Origin of the sequence: Pseudomonas sp. 2957, from assembly GCF_031456345.1 — a bacterium.
Classification (GTDB): Bacteria; Pseudomonadota; Gammaproteobacteria; order Pseudomonadales; family Pseudomonadaceae; genus Aquipseudomonas; species Aquipseudomonas siliginis.
On record NZ_JAVDUL010000004.1, the window covers coordinates 301281 to 321020 of the forward strand.

General features: G+C 61.8%; 14 protein-coding genes. All 14 read left to right on the plus strand.

Annotated features, from left to right (window positions below):
- The first annotated feature begins 33 nt into the window (after positions 1-33).
- The 14 genes from tssF (at position 34) to J2Y39_RS16065 (ending at position 19736) form a co-directional block, all read left to right on the plus strand.
- Positions 34-1821 (plus strand): type VI secretion system baseplate subunit TssF, encoded by a 1788-nt coding sequence (gene tssF, locus J2Y39_RS16000; RefSeq protein ID WP_056790882.1) that lies wholly within the window; start codon positions 34-36, stop codon positions 1819-1821.
- The gene (gene tssG, locus J2Y39_RS16005; RefSeq protein ID WP_056790879.1) at positions 1785-2792 is read left to right on the plus strand and encodes a type VI secretion system baseplate subunit TssG; all 1008 of its coding nucleotides are present in this window, start codon (positions 1785-1787) and stop codon (positions 2790-2792) included. The genes tssF and tssG overlap by 37 nt, the downstream gene beginning before the upstream one ends.
- An 11-nt stretch (positions 2793-2803) precedes the next feature.
- Positions 2804-5461 (plus strand): type VI secretion system ATPase TssH, encoded by a 2658-nt coding sequence (tssH, locus tag J2Y39_RS16010; protein WP_024014823.1) that lies wholly within the window; start codon positions 2804-2806, stop codon positions 5459-5461.
- A gap of 10 nt (positions 5462-5471) precedes the next feature.
- Positions 5472-6992, plus strand: coding sequence for a sigma-54-dependent Fis family transcriptional regulator (locus J2Y39_RS16015; RefSeq protein WP_039757340.1), 1521 nt, complete (start codon positions 5472-5474; stop codon positions 6990-6992).
- Positions 6993-7289: 297 nt separating this feature from the next.
- Positions 7290-7430 (plus strand): hypothetical protein, encoded by a 141-nt coding sequence (locus tag J2Y39_RS16020; protein WP_003229566.1) that lies wholly within the window; start codon positions 7290-7292, stop codon positions 7428-7430.
- An 18-nt stretch (positions 7431-7448) separates the two neighbouring features.
- Positions 7449-8645, plus strand: coding sequence for a type VI secretion system-associated FHA domain protein TagH (gene tagH / locus J2Y39_RS16025; RefSeq protein WP_056790868.1), 1197 nt, complete (start codon positions 7449-7451; stop codon positions 8643-8645).
- A gap of 5 nt (positions 8646-8650) precedes the next feature.
- The gene (gene tssJ, locus J2Y39_RS16030) at positions 8651-9151 is read left to right on the plus strand and encodes a type VI secretion system lipoprotein TssJ (RefSeq protein ID WP_016772509.1); all 501 of its coding nucleotides are present in this window, start codon (positions 8651-8653) and stop codon (positions 9149-9151) included.
- A gap of 2 nt (positions 9152-9153) precedes the next feature.
- Positions 9154-10485, plus strand: coding sequence for a type VI secretion system baseplate subunit TssK (tssK, locus tag J2Y39_RS16035; RefSeq protein WP_256807612.1), 1332 nt, complete (start codon positions 9154-9156; stop codon positions 10483-10485).
- Between the two features lie 5 nt (positions 10486-10490).
- Positions 10491-11366 (plus strand): type IVB secretion system protein IcmH/DotU, encoded by an 876-nt coding sequence (icmH, locus tag J2Y39_RS16040; protein WP_016772511.1) that lies wholly within the window; start codon positions 10491-10493, stop codon positions 11364-11366.
- Positions 11367-11380: 14 nt separating this feature from the next.
- Positions 11381-14920, plus strand: a complete 3540-nt coding sequence (gene tssM, locus J2Y39_RS16045) for a type VI secretion system membrane subunit TssM (protein WP_056790861.1) — start codon at positions 11381-11383, stop codon at positions 14918-14920.
- Positions 14920-15648: a PP2C family serine/threonine-protein phosphatase gene (locus tag J2Y39_RS16050; protein WP_041476618.1), complete on the plus strand. Its 729-nt coding sequence runs from the start codon at positions 14920-14922 to the stop codon at positions 15646-15648. Before tssM ends, J2Y39_RS16050 begins: the two co-directional genes overlap by 1 nt.
- Positions 15645-16646: a serine/threonine-protein kinase gene (locus J2Y39_RS16055; protein WP_310218734.1), complete on the plus strand. Its 1002-nt coding sequence runs from the start codon at positions 15645-15647 to the stop codon at positions 16644-16646. The genes J2Y39_RS16050 and J2Y39_RS16055 overlap by 4 nt, the downstream gene beginning before the upstream one ends.
- 28 nt (positions 16647-16674) lie before the next feature.
- The gene (locus J2Y39_RS16060) at positions 16675-18711 is read left to right on the plus strand and encodes a type VI secretion system tip protein VgrG (protein ID WP_310218736.1); all 2037 of its coding nucleotides are present in this window, start codon (positions 16675-16677) and stop codon (positions 18709-18711) included.
- Positions 18712-18716: 5 nt separating this feature from the next.
- On the plus strand, positions 18717-19736 hold the full coding sequence (locus tag J2Y39_RS16065) for a tetratricopeptide repeat protein (protein ID WP_236167779.1): 1020 nt from the start codon (positions 18717-18719) through the stop codon (positions 19734-19736).
- Positions 19737-19740 lie beyond the last annotated feature (4 nt).

Genomic DNA, 19740 nt, shown 5'->3' on the forward strand with positions numbered 1-19740 from the left:
AAATCAAACGAATCAATACCCAGGCAGCCAGAAATGTCCTTTAACCACTACTACCAAAGCGAACTCACCGCACTGCGCCAGCTCGGTCGCCGTTTCGCCGAGCGTAGTCCGGCGCTGGCGCCGTATCTGGGGCAGGCCGGGCGGGATCCGGATGTAGAGCGGTTGCTCGAAGGCTTTGCATTCCTCACCGGGCGCCTGCGCCAGAAGCTCGATGACGAACTGCCGGAGCTCAGCCATTCGCTGATGCAGTTGCTGTGGCCGAACTACATGCGCCCGCTGCCGGCGTTCAGCATTTTGCAGTTTGATCCGCTCAAGCGTTCCGGCCCGGCGCTGCTGGTTGAGCGCGATACGCCGATCGAGAGCAAGCCGATAGAAGACGTGCGCTGCCGCTTCCGCACCTGCTATCCGACCGAAGTCTTGCCGCTGGATCTTGCCGCGCTGAATTACTCGGTGAAGGGCGACGGTTCGCTGCTCAGCCTGCGTCTGGAAATGAGCGCCGACGGCCACCTCGGCGAACTGGAACTGAGCAAGCTGCGCCTGCACTTTGCCGGTGAGCGTTACATCAGCCAGATGCTGTATCTGAGCCTGCTGCGCAACCTCGAAGGCATCGAGCTGATCCCGCTCGACGCCGCCGGCAAGCCGATTGATGGCGTCAGCGGCAAACCGATGGCGTTCAAGATTCCCGGTGATCGGGTCAAACCAGTGGGCTTTGCCGAAGAAGAAGCGTTGATTCCGTATCCGCTGAACACCTTCCGTGGCTATCGCTACCTGCAGGAATATTTCGCCTTCCAGGACAAGTTCCTGTTCGTCGACGTCAACGGTCTGGACATTCTCAAGGCGCTGCCGGAAGACACGCTCAAGCAGATGCGTGGTCTCGAACTGCGCTTCGACATCCGCAAGAGCGGCATCATGCGCATGCGTCCGACCCTCGATAACGTGAAGCTGTTCTGCACGCCGATCGTCAATCTGTTCGAGCACGACGCGCTGCCGATCCGTCTCGATGGCAAGCAGGACGAGTACCTGTTGCTGCCGGCGGAATACGACCTGGAGAACTGCGGTGTGTTCTCGGTGGAAACCGTCACTGGCTGGAAGCCCGGCGGTCTCGGTTATCAGGAATACGTGCCGTTCGAGTCCTTCGAGCACGACCCGAGTTTCGACGTGCCCAACAGCCGTCCGCATTACAGCATTCGCCAGCGTTCGTCCTTATTGCATGACGGCCTCGACACTTACCTGAGCTTCGGCATCCGCCACACCGAAGCCCACGAAACCCTGTCGATCGAGCTGATGTGCACCAACCAGAACCTGCCGAAAAAGCTCAAGCTCGGCGACATCTGCATGGCCAGCGAGCAGACCCCGGAATTCCTCAGTTTCCGCAACATCACCCCGGCCACTCCGAGTTTCGCGCCGCCGCTGAACCGTGACTTCCTGTGGAAGCTGATCAGCAACATGTCGCTTAACTATCTGTCGCTGGCGGACGTCAATGCGTTGAAGGTGATTCTGGAAACCTACGACCTGCCTCGCTACTACGACCAGCACGCGGAAAAGGTCAGCAAGCGCCTGCTCGGCGGCCTCAAGCACATCAAGCATCACCACGTCGACCGCCTGCATCGCGGTCTGCCGGTGCGCGGTTTGCGCACCGAACTGACCATCGACCCGGAAGGCTATATCGGCGAAGGCGACCTGTTCGTCTTCGCTTCGGTTCTCAACGAGTTTTTCGCGCTTTACGCCAGTCTCAATTCATTCCATGAACTGCGGGTAAAAAGCACACAGGGAGAGGTGTACCAATGGACACCACGTATGGGCCTGCAGCCCCTGCTTTAAGCGGGCTGACCAAGGTAATACGCGAGTACTCGCTGTTTCAGGCCGTGCTGCTGGTGATCGACCGGCTGCGCGAGGCACACCCGCATCTGAGCGAAGACGATCTGTACGACCAGGTCGAGTTCCAGGCCAACCCGAGCCTGGGCTTTCCGCGCAGCGACGTCGATCGCGTCGAGTTTTTCGAAGAGCACGGCAAGATGCGCGCGCGCATGCGCTTCAACCTGATCGGCCTGGTCGGCTCCGGTTCGCCGCTGCCAGCGTTCTATGGCGAACAAGCCCTGGGCGACAGCGAGGACGGCAACCCGACGCGCAATTTCCTCGACCTGTTCCACCATCGCCTGCAACGACTGATGCTGCCGATCTGGCGCAAGTACCGCTACCGCGCGAGCTTCCAGAGCGGCGCGATCGACCCGTTCTCGGCGCAACTCTTTGCGCTGATCGGCCTGGGCGGCGACGAGATCCGCAAGGCCAAGGAACTCAACTGGAAACGCCTGCTGCCGTACCTCGGTTTGCTCAGCTTGCGGGCGCACTCGGCGGCGTTGATCGAAGCCGTGCTGCGTTACTACTTCAAGCACGAAGACCTGGTCATCGAGCAGTGCATCGAGCGCCGCGTGGAAATTCTCGACGAGCAGCGCAATCGTTTGGGCCGCGCCAACAGCGTACTCGGCGAAGACCTGGTGCTGGGCGAGCACGTGCGCGACCGCAGCGGCAAATTCCGCATTCACATCACCGAACTCGACTGGCAGCGATTCCATGAATTCCTGCCGATCGGGTTCGGCTACCAGCCGCTCTGCGCGCTGGTGCGGTTCACCTTGCGTGACCCGCTCGATTACGACATTCGCCTGGTCCTGCGCCAGGAAGAAATCCGCGAACTGCGCATCGGTGAGCAGAACGCCTGTCGCCTCGGTTGGACCAGTTGGCTGGGACGCGAGAAAGCGGACGGCGTGGTAACCCTGGGCAGCAAAATTCATTAAGGACGTGAGCCATGATCAACGTAGACCTGCAACAACTCATCCAGGCGCTGGACGCCGAAACCCGTCGTGATCTGGAACGTTCGGCCGAGCGTTGCGTCGCCCGTGGCGGCAGCAAGATCCTCGTCGAAGACTTGCTGCTGGGCTTGCTCGAGCGCCCGAACGGCTTGCTGTCGCGCGCGCTGCAAGATGCTGACGTCGACGCCGGTGAACTGACCGCTGCATTGCAGTCGCGGGTCGAGCACAGTGCTTCGCGCAACCCGGTGTTCGCCCCGGAACTGGTGCAATGGCTGCAAGACGCACTGCTGGTGGCCAACCTCGAACTGGGCCAGACCCAGGTCGAAGACGCGGCGCTGATCCTGGCGTTGCTGCGCAACCCGATGCGTTATGCCGGCAGCCGCTATCAACCGCTGCTTGCCAAACTGAACATTGATCGCCTGAAAGAATTTGCCCTGTCGCAACAGGAGCAACCGGCGGCCAACGGCAAACCGGCCGCACAGGGCGAATCGCTGTTGCAGCGCTTCACCCACAACCTGACCCAACAGGCCCGCGACGGCAAACTCGACCCGGTGCTCTGCCGCGATGGCGCGATCCGCCAGATGGTCGACATCCTTGCCCGTCGGCGCAAGAACAACCCGATCGTCGTCGGTGAGGCCGGTGTCGGTAAGACCGCCATCGTCGAAGGCCTCGCCTCGCGCATTGCTGCCGGTGAAGTGCCGCAGGTACTCAAAGGCGTTGAATTGCTGTCGCTGGACATGGGCCTGTTGCAGGCCGGCGCCAGCGTCAAAGGTGAATTCGAGCGTCGTTTGAAAGGCGTGATTGATGAGGTCAAAGCCTCGCCAAAACCGATCATTCTGTTCATCGACGAAGCTCACACCCTGATCGGCGCGGGCGGCAATGCCGGCGGTTCCGACGCGGCCAACCTGCTGAAACCGGCACTGGCCCGTGGCGAACTGCGCACCATCGCTGCCACCACCTGGGCCGAGTACAAGAAATACTTCGAGAAAGACCCGGCGCTGGCGCGTCGCTTCCAGCCCGTGCAACTGCACGAACCGACCGTCAGCGAAGCGGTGACCATTCTGCGTGGTCTGGCTCAGGTCTACGAGAAGAGCCACGGCATCTACCTGCGCGATGACGCGGTGGTGTCCGCTGCTGAATTGTCTGCGCGTTACCTGGCCGGTCGGCAACTGCCGGACAAGGCTGTAGACGTCCTCGACACCGCGTGCGCCCGCGTGCGCATCAGCCTCGCTGCGGCCCCGGAAAGCCTCGAGCGCCTGCGTGGCGAACTGGCTGAAGGCGGCCGCCAGCGTCAGGCCCTGCGCCGCGATGCCGAGGCCGGTCTGCTGATCGACCACGAAGCGCTGGAGGCGCTGGAAGCGCGGCTGGACGAAGCCGAAAGCGAGATGGTTGCGCTCGAGACCCTGTGGACTGAGCAGAAAGAGCTCGCCGAGCGTCTGCTGGAACTGCGTCAGCAACTGGCCAAGGCCCGCGAGGCTGCAGCTGTTGAGCCGACCGTCAGCGTGGAAGAAGACGCCGAAGGCACCGTGATTGAAACTGTGGTCGCCGAAGTCGAAGAAGGCCAGAGCGTCGAAGCTCTGGAAGCTCAGCTGCATGAAACCCACGCCGCGTTGACTGCCGCGCAAGTCAAAGAACGCCTGGTCAGCTTCGAAGTCTGCCCGCGTCTGGTTGCCGAAGTGATCAGCGCCTGGACCGGCGTGCCGTTGGCGCAACTGGCCCGCGAGCACAACGCCAAGGTCGCCAGTTTCGCCACCGACCTGCGCACACGCATCCGTGGTCAGGAGCAAGCCGTGCACGCGCTGGATCGTTCGATGCGCGCGACCGCTGCCGGTCTGAACAAGCCTGATGCACCGGTCGGCGTGTTCCTGCTGGTCGGCCCGAGCGGTGTCGGCAAAACCGAAACCGCGCTGGCCCTTGCAGACCTGTTGTACGGCGGCGACCGCTTCATCACCACCATCAACATGTCCGAGTTCCAGGAAAAGCACACCGTCTCGCGCCTGATCGGTGCGCCACCGGGCTACGTCGGTTACGGCGAGGGCGGCATGCTCACCGAAGCCGTGCGCCAGAAGCCGTATTCGGTGGTGTTGCTCGATGAAGTCGAGAAGGCTGATCCGGACGTGCTCAACCTGTTCTACCAAATCTTCGACAAAGGCGTGGCCAACGATGGCGAAGGTCGCGAAATCGACTTCCGCAATACGTTGATCCTCATGACCTCCAACCTCGGTAGCGACAAGATCAGCGAACTCTGCGAAGACGGCGCGCGGCCGACCGCCGAAGTGCTCGAAGAAACCATTCGTCCGGTACTCAGCAAACACTTCAAACCGGCGCTGCTGGCGCGGATGAAAGTGGTGCCGTACTACCCGGTGGGCGGCCCGGTGCTGCGCGAGCTGATCGAGATCAAACTCGGCCGTCTCGGCGAGCGCCTGAACCGTCGTCAGTTGGAGTTCAGCTGGTGCCAGAACCTCGTCGATCACCTGTCCGAGCGTTGCACACAAAGCGAAAGCGGCGCGCGCCTGATCGATCATCTGCTCGATCAACACGTGCTGCCGCTGGTGGCCGATCGTTTGCTTGATGCGATGGCGACCGGCGAAAGCCTCAAGCGTGTGCATGCCACGCTCGACGGCAACTCCAGCGTGACCTGCGAGTTCGTCTGAGGTGGGCGTGATGTTCACTCAGGTGCCGCAGCCGCTGGTCTATGCCGAAGCGTTGCTGGCGCAGTTCGCCAGTCTTTCGCGCGCGGCGGACAGTGCTGCGCTGCTGGGTGAATTCGTCCGTGGCCTGGCCGAGCTGAGCGGCTGTGAATTGACGCAGCTGTATCTGCTCGATGCCACCCACACTTGCCTGGGGATGAACGCCGAGTGCCTCGACGGTGCGCTGCAACCGCGTCAGGCGGCGAGCCTGCCAGCGGATTACAACGGCGAGCAACTGCTGCAATTCGCCCTGTGCCAGAACCGCGTGGTGTGCCTCGACGACCTGACCGGCAGCCTGCACGAAACCAGTTTTCTACCGGCGGCGAGCACGCCGTGGCAGTCGCTGTTGTGCGTGCCGCTGGTCAATCAGCACAAGTCGGTCGAGGGCTTGTTGCTGTGTGCCAGTCGTCGTCGCACTGACTTGCAGGGTTTCGCCGACTCCCTCGGCCAGCTCGGCTCGTTCGTGCTCGGCCAACTGCATCTGCTGCAACGCCTGCGTCAGCCAGCCGCCGAATCGGCCACCGCCACACGCAGCGTGCCGAGCATCAGCGGCTACGGCCTGATCGGCAAAAGCGCGGCGATGCGCCAGACCTATTCGCTGATCAGCAAGATCCTTCACAGCCCGTACACCGTGCTGTTGCGTGGCGAGACCGGCACCGGCAAGGAGGTGGTGGCGCGGGCGATCCACGATTGCGGCCCGCGTCGCTCCCAGGCGTTCATCGTGCAGAACTGCGCGGCGTTCCCGGAAAACCTGCTGGAAAGCGAACTGTTCGGCTACCGCAAAGGCGCCTTCACCGGCGCCGATCGAGATCGCGCAGGGCTGTTCGACGCGGCCAATGGCGGCACGTTGCTGCTCGATGAAATCGGCGACATGCCGTTGTCGCTGCAAGCGAAGATTCTGCGTGTGTTGCAGGAAGGCGAGATTCGTCCGCTGGGTTCCAACGACACGCACAAGATCGACGTGCGCATCATCGCCGCGACGCACCGTGATCTGGCGGCACTGGTCAGCGAAGGCAAGTTCCGCGAGGACTTGTACTACCGTCTCGCGCAGTTCCCGATCGAGCTGCCGGCCCTGCGTCAGCGCGAAGGCGACATCCTCGATCTGGCCCGGCATTTCGCCGAGAAGACCTGCACCTTTCTGCAGCGTGATCCGGTGCGCTGGTCGGATTCGGCGCTGGAGCATCTGTGCGGTTACACCTTCCCCGGCAACGTTCGCGAACTCAAGGCACTGGTCGAGCGCGCGGTGTTGCTCTGCGAGGGTGGCGAGTTGCTCGCCGAGCATTTTTCCCTGCGCCTGGAAGCGATGCCCGAGGACAACAGCGGCCTGAATCTGCGCGAACGCCTGGAGCAAGTCGAGCGCACTTTGCTCCTCGATTGTCTGCGCAAGAACGACGGCAACCAGACCCTCGCCGCCCGCGAACTGGGCCTGCCGCGGCGCACGTTGCTGTACCGCCTCGGGCGCCTGAATATCAATTTGGGTGACTTTGATGGTTGAGCTACAGCACTTCTTCGAACCCAACACATACCCTGTGGCGAGGGGATTTATCCCCGTTCGGCTGCGCAGCAGTCGCAGTCCGGTACATACGGTTTCACTGAGAAATCGCGCTGGCAGGTTATGGGGGCGCTGCGCACCCCAACGGGGACAAGTCCCCTCGCCACGGGAGGTCGCCGTACCTCCAGGCTATGGCTCAAGGCCCCGATCTAGAGGCTTCGAGCCCACCTCAAAAACTTATTTCAGCGCCGCCCGCAAGGGTCGGCGCTTTGTGCTTTGTCTACACCTGGAGACCCTCTGATGTCTGTTCGTCACTGGCACGCTGTCCTGCTGACCCTCGTCGTTCTATGCGGCCTTGGCGGCTGTAGCGGCAATTACAAATTCAACGACAACGACTATCGCCCGTTGGGTGATCCGCAAGCGGTCAATCGCGGCAAGTGACCGCAAGGAGCATCAAACATGGAATTGGTTTTCGAAATGCTGAACACCAAGCAGTTCGTGCCCACCGAGCTGTGCCAGCGGACCTTCAAGCAGGCCGGCGGCGTGATCGGGCGCGGCGAGGACTGCGACTGGATCATCCCTGACCGCAAGCGGCACCTGTCCAATCATCACGCGATTGTCAGCTACCGCGAGGGCTCGTTCTTCCTCACCGACACCAGCAGCAACGGTGTCCAGGACGGCAGCAGTGGCGCACGCCTGCACAAGGGCGAGCCGGTGCGCATCGAGCACGGCAGCACCTACATTCTCGGCGACTTCGAGATCCGTGCGCGGCTGGTTCGTGATCCGGCGACCTTCGACGGCGAAGTCGGCCGCCCGCGCGCCGCTGGCAGCATCATTCCGGACGACGCGTTCCTCGACCTCGACCCGCTCAACGCCCTCGAACAGCAAGAGCGCGTGTACTCGGAAATCGACGAACTGCTGTCGCCTACCGCCAAGCCGGAAGATTCCCGTCAGCGTGCCGACTACGCGCGCATCGACATGGAAAGCCTGATGGTCCCGGAGCTAATTGCCGCCCCGGTCGAACCTGAGCCGGCGCCTGCACCGAAAGCCGTCGAGCGTCAGAGCGAAGGATTCTGGGAGCACTTCGGCGCGGCGCTGGGCGTCGACGTCAAAGGCCTCAGCCACGACGAACGTGAAGCGCTGGCGCTGAACGCTGCGCGCCTGCTGCGCCAGAGCATCGGCGGTTTGCAGCAGAGCCTGCGCACCCGCTCCGAGCTGAAAAACGAGCTGCGTTTGGCCCAGACCACCGTGCAAGGCACCAACAAGAACCCGCTGAAATTCGCCGTCGACCCGAGCGAAGCGCTACAGATTCTGTTGCAGCCAAGCAAGCCTGGGCACCTGCCGGCCGAGCAGGCGATCTCCCGCGCATTCCGTGATTTGCAGGCGCACCAAGTGGCACTGCTGACTGCCAGTCGCGCTGCCGTACGCGGCACGCTGGAGCACTTCTCGCCAGAGCAGCTGACCCTGCGTTTCGAGCGCGACAACAAGCCATTGATTGCAACATCGGGTGGGCGCTGGAGAGCGTTCGGCCGCTATCACCAGGCACTGCGTCAGGACGATGACTGGAGCGAGCGTCTGCTGGCCCGCGACTTTGCCCAGGCCTACGAAGAACAGATCCGCCTGATCTCCACCCTCCACACCGACCACCAAGGATGATGCGCATGTCTCGCCGCTCGACCGCTTTTTTCAAGACGCTGACTGCGCTCACCGTGCTGGTGCTGCTCGCTGGTTGCTCGTCGCTGTCGCCGTACTCGAAAGTGACCAAGATCAACCTCAAGCTGACCGGCAGCGATCAGCTCAATCCGGACCTCAACGGGCGGCCGTCGCCGATCGTCGTGCGCCTGTTCGAACTCAAGCACCCGGTGACCTTCGAGAACGCTGATTTCTTCAGCCTCTACGAGCGCGCCAAGGAATCCCTCAACCCGGATCTGGTGGCCAGCGAAGAACTCGAACTGCGCCCGGGTGAAACAGTGGAACTGAAACTCAGCGTGGAGGAGGGCAGCCGTTACGTGGGCATCCTCGCCGCCTATCGCGACCTGCCGGATACCCAGTGGCGCCACACCGTGCAGATCACTCCGCTGGAACTCACCGAGGCTGATCTGACCCTCGATCAGGCCGGTATCCGCAACACCCAACAAGTGCTCGCCAAGGCGGATGACTGATCATGAACACCCATAAAGTCATTTGGCAGGAAGGCATGCTGCTGCGACCGCAGCACTTCCAGCACAACGATCGCTACTACGATCACCAGATGAAAACCCGCACGCAATTGCTCGGTGGCTACACCTGGGGTTTTCTCAATCTGGAAATCGACTTGCAGTTCCTCAACATGGGCAAACTGGTGATCAGTGAAGCCTCGGGGATTCTGCCGGACGGCAGCCTGTTCGAACTCGGTGGCAACACTGAGCCACTGGCGCTGGACGTGCCGCCGAACACCGGCAACACGCCGATCTATCTGGCGCTGCCGCTGGTCACCGGCAACCACATCGAGGCCCGGCGCCCGGAGCAATCCGACGTGCTCGCGCGCTACACCGCGTATGACGCCGAAGTCGCCGACTCCAACGCCGGCGATGATTCCGCCAGTCAGGTCAGCTGCGGTCGTCCGGATTTCAAACTGTTGCTCGGCGAGCAGCAGAGCGATCAGGCCTACGTGAAGCTGAAAATCTGCGACGTGCTCGACACCACGCCCGACGGCGTGATCAGCCTCGATCCGGATTTCGTCCCGACCTACATTCAGGCCCACGCCTCGAGTTATCTGCTGTCGTGCCTGAAAGAAGTCATCAGCATGCTCAGCCACCGTGGCGACACCATCGCCGAGCGGATTCGCTCCAACGGCAAGGTCGGCGGCGCTGAAGTCGGCGACTTCATGATGTTGCAACTGATCAACCGCACCGAACTGCTGCTGCGTCACTATCTGGGTCTGGAGCAGGTGCATCCGGAAGAGTTGTACCGCACGCTGCTGACCATGCTCGGCGATCTGGCGACCTTCTCCGGCGAGAGCAAACGCCCGCGTCTGGACAGCCGCTATTCCCACGCCGATCAGGGCGCGAGCTTTCGCAAACTGATGGAAGCGATCCGTCAGGTGCTGTCGATGGTGCTCGAACAGCACGCCATCGAACTGATGCTGCAGGCGCGTCAGTACGGCATCATCGTCTCGCCGTTGCACGATCACAAACTGCTCGGCTCGGCCTCGTTCGTGCTGGCAGCCAGTGCCAACTGCGACTCCGAAGAACTGCGTCAGCGCTTGCCGCAGCACCTCAAGGTCGGCCCGGTGGAGCGCATCCGCCAACTGGTCAACCTGCACTTGCCGGGGATCAAGGTCAAACCGTTGCCGGTGGCCCCACGGCAGATCGCGTTCCACTCGAACAAAACCTATTTCATCCTCGAACTCAGTTCCGAAGACCTGGCACAACTCGAGCGCTCCGGCGGTTTCGCGTTCCACGTGTCCGGCGAATTCGCCGAGCTTGAACTGAAATTCTGGGCCATCAGGAACTGACCGACATGATCAAGGAAACGGATTACAACCAGGACGACAAAACCGTCCTGCTCGACCGTCAGGGCCACGGACCGGCATCGAGTCCGCTGACCGACTTCGCCGCGCCGCCGCGTTTCGAGCAACTGGAAGAACGCATGATCTACGCCGCGCGCCTGCGTCCGGCGGAGGCGTTCAACATCAGCCTCAACTCGCTGGTCGCCGCTTCGTCCGATCTGCTCTCGGAAGTGGTGCGTCTCAAGCACAGCGAGACCCGCGAAGATCTGTACGCGCTGAATGAGCGGCTGACCGCCGGGCTGAAGTTGTTCGAAGTGCGCGCCCTGCACAACGGTGCGGAAAGCAGCCAGGTAATGGCCGCGCGTTACGTGCTCTGCACCGTGGTCGACGAAGCCGTCGTGACCACGCCGTGGGGCAACGAAAGCGAGTGGTCGCAGATGAGCCTGCTGAGCAGCTTCCACAACGAAACCTTCGGCGGCGAGAAGTTTTTCCAGCTGCTCGATCGGCTGTCGAAAAACCCGGTCAAGCACCTGCCGATGCTCGAACTGATGTACCTGTGCCTGTCCCTCGGTTTCGAGGGCAAGTACCGCGTGCAGGCGCGCGGCATGCTTGAGCTTGAAGGCATCCGCGACGCCTTGTACCGGCAGATCCGTCAGTTGCGTGGCGACGTGCCGCGCGAGTTGTCGCCGCACTGGGAAGGCCTCAACGATCAGCGCCGCAACCTGGTGCGCATCGTGCCGGCGTGGATGGTGGTGCTCTTTACTCTGGTCTGTCTGGTGGTGATGTATTCGGGCTTCGCCTGGGTCCTGAGCGAACAACGCGACACCGTTCTGCATCCTTATCAGCCGCTTGATCCAGCCGCGGTGCAACCGCAGGCGCAGCCGTAAAACAGGGACGTGTGATGAAAAAGTTTTTCAAGAAAGTCGGCGCCTTCCTGCGCCAGACCTGGGTCTGGACTCTGCTGCTGGTGCTGTTCGTGGCGCTGCTGGTGTGGTTCGTCGGCCCGTTGTTGGCGGTGGATGATTACAAGTTCTGGGAAAGCGCGACCTCGCGTCTGCTGACCATCAGCGTGCTGTTCCTGATCTGGGGCCTGACCATGGTCTTCGTCAGCTGGCGCGCGGGTATCCGCAAGAAAGCCGAGGAAGAAAGCGAGGACGGTCAGGACCGCATTCGCCGCGAAGAGCTGATCGACGAAGAACAGAAAGAGTTGAAGGCGCGGTTCAAGGACGCGCTGAAAACCCTGAAGACGTCGAGCCTGTATCGCGGTCGCAGCGAGCGCTGGCGCAGTGACTTGCCGTGGTACCTGCTGATCGGTCCGCAGGCCTCGGGTAAGACCAGCCTGCTGGACTTTTCCGGTCTGGAATTTCCGATCAACAAGATCGACCGCAAGCTGACCCGCGACACCCTCGGCACCCGTCATTGCGACTGGTATTTCGCTGATCACGGTGTACTGATCGACACCGCCGGGCGTTACACCACTCAACCGGACGCCGAAGTCGACGGCAACGCCTGGACAACCCTGCTGGAGCTGCTGCGCAAGCGTCGTCGCGGACGTCCGTTGAACGGCGTGCTGGTGACCATTCCGGTGGAAACCCTCACCGGCGGCAGCGAGCAGGACATCGAAACCCTCGCACGCCAGGTGCGCAGCCGTTTGCAGGACGTGCATCAGAAGCTGCACGTCGACGTGCCGGTGTATCTGGTCCTGAGCAAGGCTGACAAGCTGCTCGGCTTCGACGAGTTCTTCGACCAACTGACCCGCGAAGAAAGCGATCAGGTGCTCGGCACCAGTTTCCGCAAGGATCAGGTCGGCACCGACGTCACGGTCCTGCGCAACGAGTTCGAAGAGCTGCTGCGCCGCCTGAACAGCCAAGTGATCATGCGCATGCACTCCGAGCGCGACACTCAGCGCCGTGGCCGCATCCTCGACTTCCCGCATCAGCTCGGGCAGATCGGCGAGCGCCTGTGCCTGTTCGTCGACATGGCGTTCACCGGCAACCGCTATCAGCGCGCCACGCAACTGCGCGGTTTCTACCTGACCAGCGCACCGCACCTGACTCAGGAAATGGATTCGACCACCGCCGGCATCGGCGCCAGCCTGGGCATGAACGCCGGCGTGCTGCCGACTCTGCGCAGCGGCCGTTCGCGGTTCATCCACCACTTGCTCAGCCAAGTGATTTTCCCCGAGGCCGATCTGGCCGGTCTGGACAAGCGCGAGCGCAGCCGCATTCATTGGGGCCAGCGTGCGCTGTACGTCGGTGCACTGGCGGCACTGGCACTGTTCGGCATGCTCTGGGCCGGTGGTTTCTCGGCCAACTACGAGCGTCTGGAAAACCTGCGCACGCTGGCGCAGAACTGGACCCAGCAACGCTCGGCCGTGACGCCGCGCGATGACGCCATGGGCGTGCTGAAAGTCCTCGACACCAGCTACGCCGCGACCCAGGTGTTCCCGAACAAGAGCGACGTGTCGTACCACGAGCGTGGCGGCCTGTATCAGGGCGAAGAGATCAACCCGGTGGTGAAAACCGCCTACGAGCGTGAGCTGGAAGCGCAGTTGCTGCCACGGGTGGCGACCATGCTCGAGGGGCAGATCCGCGCCAACATGAAGGACCGCGATCGCCTGCTCAACAGCCTGCGCGCGTACCTGATGCTGAACATGAAGGATCGTCGCGACGCGGCGTGGCTCAAGGACTGGGTCGCCACTGACTGGTCGCAGCGCTACACCGGTAACACTGCGGTGCAGAATGGTCTGAACACGCACCTTGAGCGCTTGCTCAAGCAGCCGTTCATCTACCCGCTGAACGATCAACTGGTGACGCAGGCGCGTCAGGTCCTGCGCAGCGAATCGTTGGCCAACGTGGTTTACCGCATGCTCCGCGAGCAGGCGCGCAACCTGCCGGACTACCGCTTCAGCCAGCACCTCGGCCCGCAAGGTTCGTTGTTCATCGGCACTGAATACGTGATCCCGGGTTTCTACACCCAGCAGGGTTATCAGCAGTATTTCTCGGTGCAGGGCGCGGCGCTGGTCACCGACATCCTGCGTGACAACTGGGTGCTGGGCGAAGGCGCGGGCATCAGCGACATGGATTTGCGTCGCCTGATGGTCGAGCTTGAGCAGCTGTACTTCCGCGACTACGCCAACTACTGGAGCGAAGCCGTTGGCCAGGTCGCACTGCCACCGATCAGCGACGCTGGCGAAGGCGCCGAGCAACTGGCGGGCCTGACTTCGGCGAACTCGCCGGTCCTCGCGCTGCTCACCGAAGTGCGTGAAAACACCCGCTTCGAAGCCGCGGCTGATCCGGTCGATGAAGCCGGCGAAGCTGCCGATGCGCTGGCCGGACAGAAAGGCAAACTGGGCAAGGTCGGCAAACTCGCCGCCGCTGCCGCCGACAAGGCTTCGGCGCTGAACGTGGCGAAGAACCTGCCGGACACCGCGAAGAAATCCCTGCAACGCCGCTTCGAACCACTGCATCGTCTGCTCGACGACAACAACGGCCCGGGCGCCGACCTGACGCCAGCGTTCAGCGCACTCAACGACCTGCAACTGCAACTGGCCGGTCTGGCCCGTTCCAGCACGCCGGAGCAAGCCGCGTTCGAGATGGCCAAGACGCGCATGAGCGGCCAGCGTGATGCGCTGACCAACCTGCGCAATGCCTCCGGTCGTCTGCCGCGTCCGCTGAGCGTGTGGTTCAACGTGCTGGCCGAGGACTCGTGGCGTCTCGTGCTCAACGATGCCTATCAATACCTGAACGGCCGTTATCAGAACGAGCTGTACAGCGTGTACGGCAAAACCATCAGCAAGCGTTATCCGTTCAGCGCCAGCAGCACCAGCGATGTGGCGATCAGCGACTTCCGCGAGTTCTTCCGTGCTCAAGGTACCGTCGACCGTTTCTTCGACAGCTACATGCGTCCATTCGTCAGCGGCGATCCGGGCAACTACCGCATGCGCAGCGTCGACGGTCACAGCCTGCCGGTATCGAAGGTCTACCTCGATCAGATGGCGGCGGCGCAGACCATTCGCCAGAGCTTCTTCTCGATCAACCCGGCCGAGCCGACGGTGCAGTTCAAGCTTGAGCCGTACACCCTCGATCCGGCGGTCAGCCGTTCCGAATTCAAGTTCGGCGACAAGACCATGGAATACCGCCACGGCCCGATCCTGCCAATGACCTTCAAGTGGCCGACCGATGCTGAAGACGGTCGCACCAGTCTGGTCATGGACAAGATGGCGGGGCGTCCGATCGGCATCGAGAAGAATTCCGGCCCATGGTCGCTGTTCCGTTTGTTCGACCTGATGCAGACCGAGTACCTGAACGGTCGTGACGTGCTGGTACTGAAAGCCGACGTGGGCGGCCTGCGCGCCAACTACCTGCTGACCAGCCAGCGCACGCCGAACCCGTTCGACATGGGCGTGTTGCGCACCTTCCGTATGCCGGTGCAGCTCTGATGCTGGTGGCCAGTCCCTGGCGCAGCGCGGCGCGTACCGACCCGGGCAAGGTGCGGGCGCGCAACGAAGATGCCTTCCTCGACTCGCCGCAGCATGGGCTGTGGGTGGTCGCGGACGGCATGGGCGGTCATCAGGGTGGCGACATCGCCAGCCAGTTGATCGTTGCCAGCCTGGCTGAGTTGCCGCAACACGAGGACTTCGACGAACGCCTCAAAGCCATCCGCCAGTGCCTGCACTGGCTGAACCGGCGCTTGGGGCAGGAGTTGACCGTCACCGCCGGACGCCACGACAGCATCATGGGCAGCACCGTCGTCGCGCTGCTGGTGGAAGGCAATCGCGCGGCCTGCATCTGGGCCGGCGACAGTCGTTGCTACATGTGGCGCGGGCAGCGGCTGTATCAGCTGTCCAAGGACCATTCGCTGCAACAGCAGCTGATCGACGAGCAGCAAATGAGCGTCGAACAGGCGGCAGCGCACCCAGCGGCTCAGGCACTCACCCGAGCCGTCGGCGCCGCCGACACACTGACCCTGGATGTGCTTGAACTCGAGGTCTACCCGGGCGATGTGTTTTTGCTCTGCAGCGATGGTTTGTATCAGGGCCTGAGCAGCGATGCCCTCGGCAACGCCCTCAGCCTCAGCGCGCCGCACGTGGCGCTGGAACGTTTGTTCGACGGCGCTCTGCGGGGCGCCGCTCGCGACAACCTGACTGCCGTGGTGATCCGCCAATGAGTGAACTCGAATCGCCCATCGATGACCTGCTGATCAGCGAAGAACAGGCCAACAACCTGACCTACTTCGCCTTCGCCAAGGGCAACCAGGCCGAACCGTTGCTGGCGCCGACCAAGGCCAGCATCGGTGCGCTGCCGGATGTACTCGCCGGTCGCTACCACCTCGAGCGTCTGCTCGGGGCCGGTGGCATGGGCGCTGTTTACCGGGCGCGGGATCTGCTGCATGAGCAGTTCGGCGATCCCGACCCTTACATTGCGCTGAAAATCCTCAGCGAAGAATTTGCCGAATCGCCGGATGCCAGTGCCTTGCTCTACAGCGAGTTCGCCCTGACCCGACGCCTGCGCCACGACAATGTCGTGCGTGCGCACACCTTTGAAGTCGACACCGACTGCCAGCGGGCCTTCATCACCATGGAATACATGCGTGGCCTGACCCTGGACAAATTGCTCTGCGAGCGGCCTCTCGGCCTGCCGTGGCAAGAATTGCGTGACATCGTCCTGCCGCTGCTCGACACGTTGGCCTACGCCCACGGTCGCGGCGTGCTGCACGGTGACCTGAAACCGAGCAACGTCATGGTCAGCGAAGACGGCCTGCGCCTTTTCGACTTCGGTCTGGGACAGGCAGAGGAGGGCACCTTGCCCGGTCTGCCGCACCTGAGCCGCGAGCGTTTCAACGCCTGGACCCCGGGCTACGCCGCCCCCGAACTGCTTGAGGGCCAACCATTGTCGGCCAGCGCGGACGTGTACGGCGTGGCCTGCGTGATCTATGAACTGGCGGGCGGCAAACACCCGTTCCGCCGCTTGCCCTCGACCCAGGCCCGCGACGAGCACCTGGAGCGCGAACTGCGCGCCCCAGCCAATCTACCCCAGCACGGCTGGCACGCGCTGCGAACCGCGCTGAGCTTCAACCCGGCAGAACGCACCATCACTGCCCGACAATTGCGTGACGCCTTGGGCGCCACTTCGTCCTGGCTGCAACGTCTGCGACTTCGGGCGTAACGGATGACATTCGAACAGGGAGCACACGATGTTCAACTCAGCTAACGAAACCCACTTCAGCCTCAAGGTCGAAGACTACGTCGGCGACCTGCAAGTGCTGTCCTTCACCGGCACCGAAGGCATCAGCCAGGCGTATCGCTTCGACCTCGAACTGGTCAGCGAAAACCCCGATCTGGACCTCGAACAACTGCTGCACAAGCAGGCGTTTCTGGCATTCGATCCACAGGGCTCGGGCATTCACGGGCAGATCTACCGCGTCGCCCAGGGCGATGCCGGCAAGCGCCTGACCCGCTACAAAGTCTCGATCGTGCCGCAACTGCAATACCTGCATCACCGCACCAACCAGCGCATCTACCAGCAGATGTCGGCGCCGAAAATCATCGCGCTGATCCTTGAAGAGCACGGCATCAAGAGCAACGCCTACAGCTTCCAGCTCAGCCAGCCGTGCCCGGATCGCGACTACTGCGTGCAGTACGACGAAACCGACCTGCATTTCGTCCAGCGCCTGTGCGAAGAAGAGGGCATTCACTACCACTTCCAGCACAGCGAAAAGGCCCACCTGCTGGTGTTCGGCGACGACCAGACCGTGTTCCAGAACCTTGGGCAGCCAACCGCCTACGTGCAGGGCAGCGGCATGGTCGCGGACGAGCCGGTAATCAAAGCCTTCAAACTGCGTCTGGAAACCCGCACCACGCGCACCACTCGCCGTGACTACGACTTCGAAAAACCGCGCCTGCGAATGGAAGCCGCATACAAACCGGACGGCGACAGCACTGAACCGGATCTCGAAGACTACGACTACCCCGGCCGCTTCATCGACCGCGCGCGCGGCAAGTTCCTCAGCCAGCGCGCCCTCGAACGCCACCGCGCTGACTACCGCCAGGCGGAAGGCCGCGGCGACCAGACCAGACTGGTCAGCGGCCACTTCATGGAAATGTCCGACCACCCGCGCAGCGAGTGGAACGACCTGTGGCTGCTCACCGAAATCTTCCACGAAGGCAAACAACCGCAAGTCCTCGAAGAAGGCGTGACCAGCGACACCACCGACAACAAAGACGACTTCCACCAGGGCTACCGCAACACTTTCCTCGCCACTCCGTGGGACGTGTTCTACCGCCCGGCCCTCGAACACCCGAAACCACGCGTACTCGGCAGCCAGACCGCCATGGTCACCGGCCCCAAAGGCGAAGAAATCCACTGCGACCAATACGGCCGCATCAAAGTGCAATTCCACTGGGACCGTGAAGGCCTCGCCGACGACAAAACCAGCTGCTGGCTGCGCGTCTCCAGCTCCTGGGCCGGCGACCGCTACGGCGCCATCAGCATCCCGCGCATCGGCATGGAAGTCCTCGTCACCTTCCTCGAAGGCGACCCCGACCAACCGCTTGTCACCGGCTGCCTGTACCACAAGGAAAACCCGGTGCCGTACGCACTGCCGGCGAACAAGACTCGCAGCGTGTTCAAAACGCTTAGCTCGCCGGGTGGTGGTGGGTACAACGAACTGCGTATTGAAGACAAGAAAGGTGCGGAGCAGATCTACATCCATGCGCAGCGCGATTGGGATGAGAACGTTGAGCACGACCAGAAGATTCGGGTCGGCAATGAACGCCACGACACGGTGGTGAAGAACACTTACACCGAGCTGAAGGCTGAAGAACACCGCACCACCATCAGCGATCGCAAGGTTGAAGCGAAGCTGGATGATCACCTGACGGTTGGGCAGAACCAGCATGTGAAGCTGGGGACTGCGCAGCTCACCAGTGTGGGGAAAGAGATTCACCTCAAGGCTGGGGACAAGATTGTTATTGAGGCGGGAACAGAGCTGACCATTCTTGGGGGTGGGAGCTTTATCAAGCTCGATGGCGGTGGGGTTACGGTGGTTGGGCCGGTGATCAAGATCAATGCCGGGGGCTCGGCTGGGTCGGGTACTGGCATCGGGATTAAACCGCCGGTGCTGCCGGGTGCGGCGGATAAGGATAAGGCGGGGAGTTTGATGGATAAGGCGTTGGGGAATGCACCGCCAGAGAAGGTTAAACCGAAGGCTTTTTTTGTGTTTTCCGAGTGATCGACATGAATCGTGTTTTGAAGAAGAGCAATGGCATCGCGATAGCGGTTTTCACCGCGTCGCTGTTGAGCCTGTTTCATGGCAGCGCTTATGCGGATGAATGCCCGTCCGAGGATTTTTCCCAGTTTCTGCCGGCGTTTTCTGCGAATGCTGAAACCCAGCAGCGTTTGACTGCGATGACGGTGAAGTCGCTGGTTTTGAAACCGGTGGGAGATCATGGGGTTTTTGAGCCTAAAACGATGGGGCTTACTAGCACCAATTTAGCGTTTCCGTTGATGGCGCCTGTAGGCGCGGACAAGACTGAAGGCGTAGAGGTTGAGGAGATTGACGATAATCATTTCAACGTAGTGGATAAGCGAGCAGGTAATAGCAACATCAAGATTTTTAATTTTTCTCGCCAAGCGTGTTGGGTGCTTGAGGGGGTTGAAGATTGGTCGATCAGTGAGAAAGATCTCGTAGAGACGAGCAAGCCCCGCATGAGCGAGGCAGAGAATTTTTGCTTTCAACGTGCAGAGGCCTTTAGAGGCCTAGGGGGGCTGGAGCAGTACCGACTCACAGGTGAGTTGTTTGAAGCTTCCTTGGAAAACTATCTATGCGCAGCCGCTTCCGGTGATCCCCAGGCTAGTTTGAATGCAGCAAGCTTGAGTCTTTCCGGAATGGCTCCGCAGTTGCAAACGGAGAAGGTTGAGCAGCTATTCAAGGCAGCAGCGACCACTCTGCCTGAGGGGGCGATGAGCCTCTCGTTGTTTTATTGCGATGGAAACAACATTTCCTCCAATGGCCCTTGCCAGCATCCAGCACAGGCCGAGGAAGCGCTGACGCAAGCGGCCCGTATGGGAAGTGCTTTTGCGATAAATGCACTCGGGCGTGCCTTTGAAACTGGAGAGCTGGTAACGAAGGACATGTCCCGGGCGGTTGCGTGCTACCAAGTGGCTGCCAAAAAAGGCAGCAAAGGGTCTATCGCACATTTGGAACGTCTAAATAAACAGACCGCTGAAATTACTAAAGCGAGCTATTGCTACTGATTAT

Bases quoted from the DNA above. Each gene is read 5' to 3' on its own strand.
- tssJ (WP_016772509.1), top strand. From the start codon at position 8,651: ATGTCTCGCCGCTCGACCGCTTTTTTCAAGACGCTGACTGCGCTCACC.
- J2Y39_RS16055 (WP_310218734.1), top strand. From the start codon at position 15,645: ATGAGTGAACTCGAATCGCCCATCGATGACCTGCTGATCAGCGAAGAA.
- J2Y39_RS16050 (WP_041476618.1), top strand. From the start codon at position 14,920: ATGCTGGTGGCCAGTCCCTGGCGCAGCGCGGCGCGTACCGACCCGGGC.
- tssH (WP_024014823.1), top strand. From the start codon at position 2,804: ATGATCAACGTAGACCTGCAACAACTCATCCAGGCGCTGGACGCCGAA.
- tssG (WP_056790879.1), top strand. From the start codon at position 1,785: ATGGACACCACGTATGGGCCTGCAGCCCCTGCTTTAAGCGGGCTGACC.
- tssM (WP_056790861.1), top strand. From the start codon at position 11,381: ATGAAAAAGTTTTTCAAGAAAGTCGGCGCCTTCCTGCGCCAGACCTGG.
- tagH (WP_056790868.1), top strand. From the start codon at position 7,449: ATGGAATTGGTTTTCGAAATGCTGAACACCAAGCAGTTCGTGCCCACC.
- icmH (WP_016772511.1), top strand. From the start codon at position 10,491: ATGATCAAGGAAACGGATTACAACCAGGACGACAAAACCGTCCTGCTC.
- J2Y39_RS16020 (WP_003229566.1), top strand. From the start codon at position 7,290: ATGTCTGTTCGTCACTGGCACGCTGTCCTGCTGACCCTCGTCGTTCTA.
- tssF (WP_056790882.1), top strand. From the start codon at position 34: ATGTCCTTTAACCACTACTACCAAAGCGAACTCACCGCACTGCGCCAG.
- J2Y39_RS16015 (WP_039757340.1), top strand. From the start codon at position 5,472: ATGTTCACTCAGGTGCCGCAGCCGCTGGTCTATGCCGAAGCGTTGCTG.
- J2Y39_RS16065 (WP_236167779.1), top strand. From the start codon at position 18,717: ATGAATCGTGTTTTGAAGAAGAGCAATGGCATCGCGATAGCGGTTTTC.
- J2Y39_RS16060 (WP_310218736.1), top strand. From the start codon at position 16,675: ATGTTCAACTCAGCTAACGAAACCCACTTCAGCCTCAAGGTCGAAGAC.
- tssK (WP_256807612.1), top strand. From the start codon at position 9,154: ATGAACACCCATAAAGTCATTTGGCAGGAAGGCATGCTGCTGCGACCG.